The sequence below is a fragment of the Burkholderia sp. Ac-20353 genome, from assembly GCF_017104785.1.
Taxonomy (GTDB): Bacteria; Pseudomonadota; Gammaproteobacteria; order Burkholderiales; family Burkholderiaceae; genus Burkholderia.
This window is the reverse complement of the sequence record NZ_JAAGPL010000320.1, coordinates 1-6,189: the sequence shown is the minus strand read 5'-3', so window position 1 is coordinate 6,189 and position 6,189 is coordinate 1. Positions and strand designations below refer to the sequence as shown.

7 protein-coding genes are annotated in these 6,189 nt (G+C 70.6%); 2 read left to right on the top strand and 5 right to left on the bottom strand.

Annotated elements, in window-relative coordinates; translation table 11 throughout:
- Together G3N94_RS39045 and G3N94_RS39040 are read left to right on the top strand one after the other, a co-directional pair.
- Positions 1-233 (top strand): PDZ domain-containing protein (locus G3N94_RS39045; protein WP_205799542.1); only part of this gene is annotated, 233 nt, incomplete at its 5' end.
- Between the two features lie 290 nt (positions 234-523).
- The gene (locus G3N94_RS39040; RefSeq protein ID WP_205799541.1) at positions 524-1,732 is read left to right on the top strand and encodes a multidrug effflux MFS transporter; all 1,209 of its coding nucleotides are present in this window, start codon (positions 524-526) and stop codon (positions 1,730-1,732) included.
- Between the two features lie 63 nt (positions 1,733-1,795).
- Here the strand turns inward: G3N94_RS39040 and G3N94_RS39035 are convergent, their stop codons facing one another.
- The 5 genes from G3N94_RS39035 to G3N94_RS39015 form a co-directional block, all read right to left on the bottom strand.
- Entirely contained in the window at positions 1,796-2,494 is a 699-nt protein-coding gene (locus G3N94_RS39035; protein ID WP_205799540.1) for a fumarylacetoacetate hydrolase family protein, read from the bottom strand.
- A gap of 144 nt (positions 2,495-2,638) precedes the next feature.
- Positions 2,639-3,559 carry an AraC family transcriptional regulator gene (locus tag G3N94_RS39030; protein WP_205799539.1) on the bottom strand — a complete coding sequence of 307 codons (921 nt, stop codon included), beginning with the start codon at positions 3,557-3,559 and terminating at the stop codon, positions 2,639-2,641.
- Between the two features lie 129 nt (positions 3,560-3,688).
- Positions 3,689-4,288 (bottom strand): uracil-DNA glycosylase family protein, encoded by a 600-nt coding sequence (locus tag G3N94_RS39025; protein WP_205799538.1) that lies wholly within the window; start codon positions 4,286-4,288, stop codon positions 3,689-3,691.
- A 6-nt stretch (positions 4,289-4,294) separates the two neighbouring features.
- The gene (locus G3N94_RS39020; protein ID WP_205799543.1) at positions 4,295-5,347 is read right to left on the bottom strand and encodes a CmpA/NrtA family ABC transporter substrate-binding protein; all 1,053 of its coding nucleotides are present in this window, start codon (positions 5,345-5,347) and stop codon (positions 4,295-4,297) included.
- A gap of 11 nt (positions 5,348-5,358) precedes the next feature.
- Complete coding sequence (locus G3N94_RS39015) at positions 5,359-5,955, bottom strand: ANTAR domain-containing protein (RefSeq protein ID WP_205799537.1); 597 nt, start codon at positions 5,953-5,955, stop codon at positions 5,359-5,361.
- Positions 5,956-6,189: the final 234 nt, after the last annotated feature.

Below are 6,189 nucleotides of genomic sequence, written 5' to 3'. Positions count from 1 at the left end.
CCGACGACGAGCGCCGCTCGACGGGGCTCGCGGTCGGCATGATGGTTGACGACGTGCACGGGCCGGCGGCCGCCGCCGGCATCCAGCCGGGCGACGTCGTGCTGGAACTCAACGACACGCTGCTCGAAACGCCGGACGATGTCGCAGCGCTCGAAGCAAAAGGCGGGAAGGTGGTCGCGGTGCTGATCCAGCGCAATAACGCGCGTCGGTTCGTGTCGGTGCATGCGCGGTAGGCTCGGGCGTGGTAGGTGCGGGAAGGTGCGGGAAGGTGCGGAAGGTGCGGTAGGCATGATCGGGATACGGCGGGGCGGGCCTGTCGTGTGCCGCCAGGCCCGTTGACGTCGTCGCGGCAACCCGCCTAATATCGTCGCAACTGACCCGGAGCATTCGAGCATGAAAGCGGCATACGTCATCCTGGTACCAGGCAGTCGGCGCATGGTCCGGTAGCGACACGTGCCGGCACCGCATGCGCCCCCGACTGGTTCGGGGGTTTTTTTTGTCCCGCTCGACCGTGCACCCGAATATGACGCCGACATCGACGACCGCCGAACGCCCGTATCCGCCCCTGTCCACGCTGACGCTGCTGTGCGCGCTCTCGGTGTTGCCGTTGAGTCTGTTCCTGCCGTCGCTGCCGAACATCGCGCGCACCCTCCACGCCGACTACGCGCTCGTGAGCCTCGCGCTCGGCGGCTACGCGGCCGTCGCCGCGACGCTCGAACTGGTGATGGGGCCGCTGTCGGACCGCTTCGGGCGGCGGCCGATCGTGCTGACCGCGCTCGCGCTGTTCACGGCCGGATCGCTCGGCTGCGCGCTGGCAACCGACGTCCGCGCGTTTCTCGCATGCCGGATGCTGCAGGCATGCGTCACGTGCTGCTATCCGGTCGCGATGGCGGCGATTCGCGATACGGCCGGTCACGCGCAGACCGCAAGCCGGATCGGCTATGCGGCGATGGCGGCGGCGATCGCGCCGATGCTCGGCCCGACGCTGGGCGGCCTGCTCGACGAAACCTTCGGCTGGCGCGCGAGCTTCTGGTGCGTCGGCCTGGCCAGCCTCGCGTTGTTTGCTTGGTGCTGGCGCAACTTCGGGGAAACCAACGGAAATCCGTCGGACACGATCCGGCGGCAACTGCGTGCGTACCCGGCGCTGTTCCGCGCGCGCCGCTTCTGGGCCTACGCGCTGTGCATGGCCTTCTCGACCGGCGCGTTCTACGCGTTCCTGGCCGGTGCGCCGCTGACCGCACAGGCGGTCTTCAACCTGCCGCCGGCGGTGCTCGGTTTCTACATGGGGACGATCACCGCGGGCTTCATGTTCGGCAGCTTCGTCGCCGGCCGCTACGCGAGCCGCTATCCGCTGACGACGACGCTCGTCGCCGGCCGCATCGTCGCGTGCGCCGGTCCGCTGCTCGGTCTCGCACTGTTCTTCGCGGGCGTCAGGCATCCGGTCGCGCTGTTCGGCCCGTGCGTGCTGGTCGGCGTCGGCAACGGCCTGACGAATCCGGCGGCGCACGCCGGCGCGCTGTCGGTGCACCCCGAACTGGCCGGCAGCGCGTCAGGCCTCGCCGGCGCGATGACGATCGCGGGTGGCGCCGCGTTGTCGTCGCTGACGGGCGCGGTGCTGACCGAGCACAACGTCGGTTACGCGCCGCTGTGCATGATGCTGCTGTCTGCAGTGATCGCGCTGTCGGCCGCCGTGTGTGCACGCTGGATGGTGGCCCGCGACGCGCTGCGGTGAATGGCGCGATGCCGCGCCGCATCGCGCGGCGCGGCGTCCAGCGCTTTTACGCACCGACCCGCATCACGGCTTCGCGCCCATCGTGAACGAGAACTGCGCGACACCGTCCACGCCGCCTGTCACGCGGTCGCCCGGCTCCAGCGCGCCGACGCCGGCCGGCGTGCCGGTGAAGATCAGGTCGCCGGCCTGCAGCTCGACCGAATGTGACACGTGCGCGATGATGTCCGGCACCGGCCAGATCATGTCCGCGAGATCGCCTTGCTGGCGCGGCTCGCCGTTGACCGCGAGCCAGATGCGGCCGGTGGCCGGGTGCCCGGTCGCGGAGACCGGCCGCAGCGCGGTCACCGGCCCCGATGCGTCGAAACCCTTGGCCCAGTCCCACGGCCGGCCCAGTTTCTTCGCTTCGGCCTGCAGGTCGCGGCGCGTCAGGTCGACGCCGACGCCGTAGCCCCACACGTGCGACAGCGCATCGGCCGCGTCGATCGACCGGCCGCCCTGGCCGATCGCGATCACGAGCTCGATTTCGTGATGGAGGTCGTTCGTCAGCGGCGGATACGGGACGGTGCCGCGCGCCGGCACGACCGCGTCGGCCGGCTTCGAGAAGAAGAACGGCGGCTCGCGGTTCGGATCGGCGCCCATCTCGCGCGCATGCTCGGCATAGTTGCGGCCGACACAGAACACGCGGCGCACCGGAAAGCGCGCGGACGACTGTTCGACTTCGACGGAAGGACGCTCGGGAGCGTCGATGACGTATTCGGACATCGGATGGCCTCGTTCGGGTAGGAGACGGAAGCCGGCTCGCGCATCACGTGCATCGCGTGCATCACGCGGCGGCCGGCATGCGTGCAACGATACCCGACGCGCGCGGCGCCGAATGCGACGCAACTGCGTTTTTCCGGGACAAAACTACGCGTCGCCGTCGGGCAGCGCCGCATTGGCGTCGCGATACGCCTTCGGCGACACGCCGACCCGCGCGCGGAATCGTCGCGCGAAATACCCTTCGTCGCGAAAGCCGACCGCGCGCGCGATTTCCGCGATGCGCCGGTTCGTGTGCGCGAGCAGCGACTGCGCGAGCGCGATGCGGCGCTCGGTCACGAGATCGGTGAACGTGCTGCCGGTCTCCTTGCGGATCAGGTGCGCGAGATAGTTCGGCGACAGGAACGCGGCCTCGGCGGTGGCGGCAAGCGTCAGGTCTTCGCGGGTCAGGTTCGCACGCACATGGCGCAGCACGCGCGCGAGCGCGTCGCGCCGGCCCGCGCGATGCGCGCCGCGCTGCGCGAGCTTGTCGAGCGCGCCCGCGTATTGCGTGCAGACGAGCCCGATCAACTGCAGCAGATAGCCGCGCAGCAGCGTCGTCGAGCCGAACGTGCGGATGCGGTCGGCGTCGAGCATGCACAGCGCGAGGCGGCGCGCCTCGTCGAACGCATCGCCGGTCAGGATGAAGTCGAGATGCTCCTGGAAGCGGAACGGCGTGAGTTCGGGGAAGCGGTGCGCGGGCATGTCCTCGAGATCGAGCGGATCGACGTCGAGATCGGCACGCAGGAACGCCTGGCTGAAATTGATCACGATGAAGTGCGCGCCCTCCGGATGCGGGATCACGTGCTCGCGATACGGCAGCACGAACGCGAGCGCGCCGCGTGGAAACGGCCGCGTGACGCCGCCGATCCGCTGCTCGGTGTCGCCGCCGAGATTGAACTGGATCTGGAAGTACGCGTGCCGGTGCGGTTCGGTGATTGCCTGGCGTGACGCCTGGTCGCGGATGTAGAAATCGAGCCGGTCGCTGCGTTCGGGCATCCCGTACAGGCGCGGCGGGGCGGAGGAGGACATGACGGATTCGATGCTTCGTGATGCGGATTGACCCGCGATGGTACAGCGAAACCGGCCTGCGTCAGGTGTTGGTCAGAATTGGAGGCCGGAATTGCCAGCCATCGAGCAGAAAATCGGACAGCAACGCGCCTACTGCGCGACGAGCGGCGCCACGCGTCGCCGCAATTCGGGCAGCACGTCGGCTTCGAACCACGGATGATGCTTGAACCAGCCCTGGTTGCGCGGCGACGGGTGCGGCAGTGGCAGCACGTCAGGGCCATAGTCGCGCCAGGCTTCGACGGTTGCGGTCAGCGATGCCTTGCGCGTGTCCGGCAGGAAATGCCGCTGCGCGTAGGTGCCGATCAGCAGCGTGAGCCGGATCGACGGCAGTTCCGCGAGCAGCCGGTCGAGCCACAGCTGCGCGCATTCGGGGCGCGGCGGGTTGTCGCCACTCGCGCCGCGGCCCGGGTAGCAGAAGCCCATCGGCACGATCGCGAAGCGCGTCGGGTCGTAGAACGTGTCCGCATCGACACCGAGCCATTCGCGCAGCCGCTTGCCGCTCGCGTCGTCCCACGGGATGCCGCTCGCATGCACGCGCGCGCCGGGCGCCTGCCCGACGATCAGGATGCGCGCGTCGCGATGCGCACGCAGCACGGGGCGCGGGCCGAGCGGCAGCACGGCTTCGCACGCGCGGCACGCGCGGATTTCGGTGAGCAGCGCGTCGAGTGACGCGCCCGATCGAGTGGGCATCGAATTTCAGTGGGATCCGGCAAGCGCGGCGCCCGTTCCGGCGACCGCAGCATCATACAACGCGGGATCCGCAATCGCCGCGGCGAGCGCGCGGTCGTCGCGCGTGTCGGACAGCATCCCCCAGCGCCGGTACTGCGACAGGAACCACAGGCCGTCGTCGGTGCGCGGCCGGTTCACCGAGCCGCCCGCGTGGAAGCTGACCGGCAGCGGCGGCGCGGCGAACGGTCCCGCGCCGTAGTCGCCGAGCAGGCGCGGCGCGATCAGCGTGGCCGGCACGCCGAGCGCGTCCGGCGACGCGAGCCAGCCGGCCGCGTCCACGCGGTGCGCGGGGCTGTCGAGCCATGCGCACGCATCGACAAGGGTGCGGATCAGCGCGCGCGCCGTGTTCGTGTACAGCGCGGCGAAATCGCGCCGGCATGCGAGCGCCTTCTCCGGATGATCGGGCCAGACCTCGCTCGTCGCGGCAACCGTGCGGCCCGCGCGGCACGCTTCGGCGACCGCATGCCACGGCTCGCCCGCGCAGAAGCCGTCGAGTTCGCCGTTCGCGAGCGCCGCGACCATCTCGGGCGGCGGGATCACGACGCTGCGGATCGCGCGCAGCGGATCGACGCCGGCCCACGGGAGCCAGTGATAGAGCCACATCGCGTGCGTGCCGGTCGGGAAGGTCTGCGCGAACACCGGTGGACGGCCGAGCGTCGCAAGCGCGTGCTTCAGGTTGCGGCGCGCGCGATACGCATCGGCGAGCGGCGCCGAGAACGAGATCGCCTGGCCGTTGCGGTTCAGCACCATCAGCACGCTCATGTCGGCCTGCGGGCTCGCGATGCCGAGCTGCATGCCGCAGACGAGGCCGTACAGCGCATGCGCAGCGTCGAGTTCGCCGGACAGCAGCTTGTCGCGCACCGCGGCCCACGACGGCTCGCGGCTCAGCTCGAGCGCGAGCCCGTGGCGCGCGCCGAGGCCGAGGCGCTGCGCGACAATCAGCGGGGCCGCGTCGCTGAGCGCGACGAAGCCGAGGCGAAGACGCGCGCGCTCCGGCGCGGCGGCGGGGGAAGTCGTCATGGTGATGACACTCATGGTTGCGAGTCGCCTGCGAGCATCTGGCGCGCGGCGTCGACGATGCGGATGCCCTGGTCCATCGCGCGCTTGCGCAGCGCTGCGTAGGCGTCGGGCTCGGACAGCTTGCGGCGCTCCATCAGCGTGCGCTTCGCGCGATCGATCAGCTTGCGGTCTTCGAGCTCGCGCTCGACGTCGGCGAGCCGGCGGCGCAGCGCGTCGTCGTGCGAGAAGCGCGCGAGCGCGACCTCGAGAATCGGCGCGAGCCGCTCGGCCGACAGCCCTTCGACGAGATACGCGCTGACGCCCGCGCCGACCGCCGCGCGGATCAGCGTCTGATCCGCGTCATGGCTGAACATCAGCACCGGGCGCGGCGCGGTGGCGTTCATCACCGCGAGCTGTTCGAGCGTGTCGCGCGACGGCGATTCTGTATCGATGATCACGACGTCGGGCCGCTGCGCCTCGACGGCCGCGGGCAGGCGCGCGGGCGTCGCCACTTCGGCCAGCATCTCGTAGCCGAGGCGCGCGAGCGCGTCGCGCAGGTCGCCGATCGGCTTTTGCGTATCGGTGACGAGCAGCACGCGCAGCTTGACGGGTGAAACGGACGCACTCATGACGCGAACGGACAGGACAGCGGCGACGCGGCGCGCACGGAGGTCCGCCGGCCGCCGTGCGCGCGCCCGCCGTTTTCACTATAGATGGGCGGCTGCGGCCGCGTGGCACGCCGCATCCTACGCGGCCCGCGCGATCGCGTGCGCCGGGGCGGCGGTGTCGGTCAAGGCGTGGGTGCAGGCGTCGATACAAGCGTCGGCGCCGGTGCCGATGCTGGCGAGCGCGGCCGCTTCGCC

Excerpts from the sequence above, each read along its gene's own strand:
- G3N94_RS39040 (WP_205799541.1), top strand. The coding sequence starts at position 524 with ATGACGCCGACATCGACGACCGCCGAACGCCCGTATCCGCCCCTGTCC.
- G3N94_RS39035 (WP_205799540.1), bottom strand. The coding sequence starts at position 2,494 with ATGTCCGAATACGTCATCGACGCTCCCGAGCGTCCTTCCGTCGAAGTC.
- G3N94_RS39030 (WP_205799539.1), bottom strand. The coding sequence starts at position 3,559 with ATGTCCTCCTCCGCCCCGCCGCGCCTGTACGGGATGCCCGAACGCAGC.
- G3N94_RS39025 (WP_205799538.1), bottom strand. The coding sequence starts at position 4,288 with ATGCCCACTCGATCGGGCGCGTCACTCGACGCGCTGCTCACCGAAATC.
- G3N94_RS39020 (WP_205799543.1), bottom strand. The coding sequence starts at position 5,347 with ATGACGACTTCCCCCGCCGCCGCGCCGGAGCGCGCGCGTCTTCGCCTC.
- G3N94_RS39015 (WP_205799537.1), bottom strand. The coding sequence starts at position 5,955 with ATGAGTGCGTCCGTTTCACCCGTCAAGCTGCGCGTGCTGCTCGTCACC.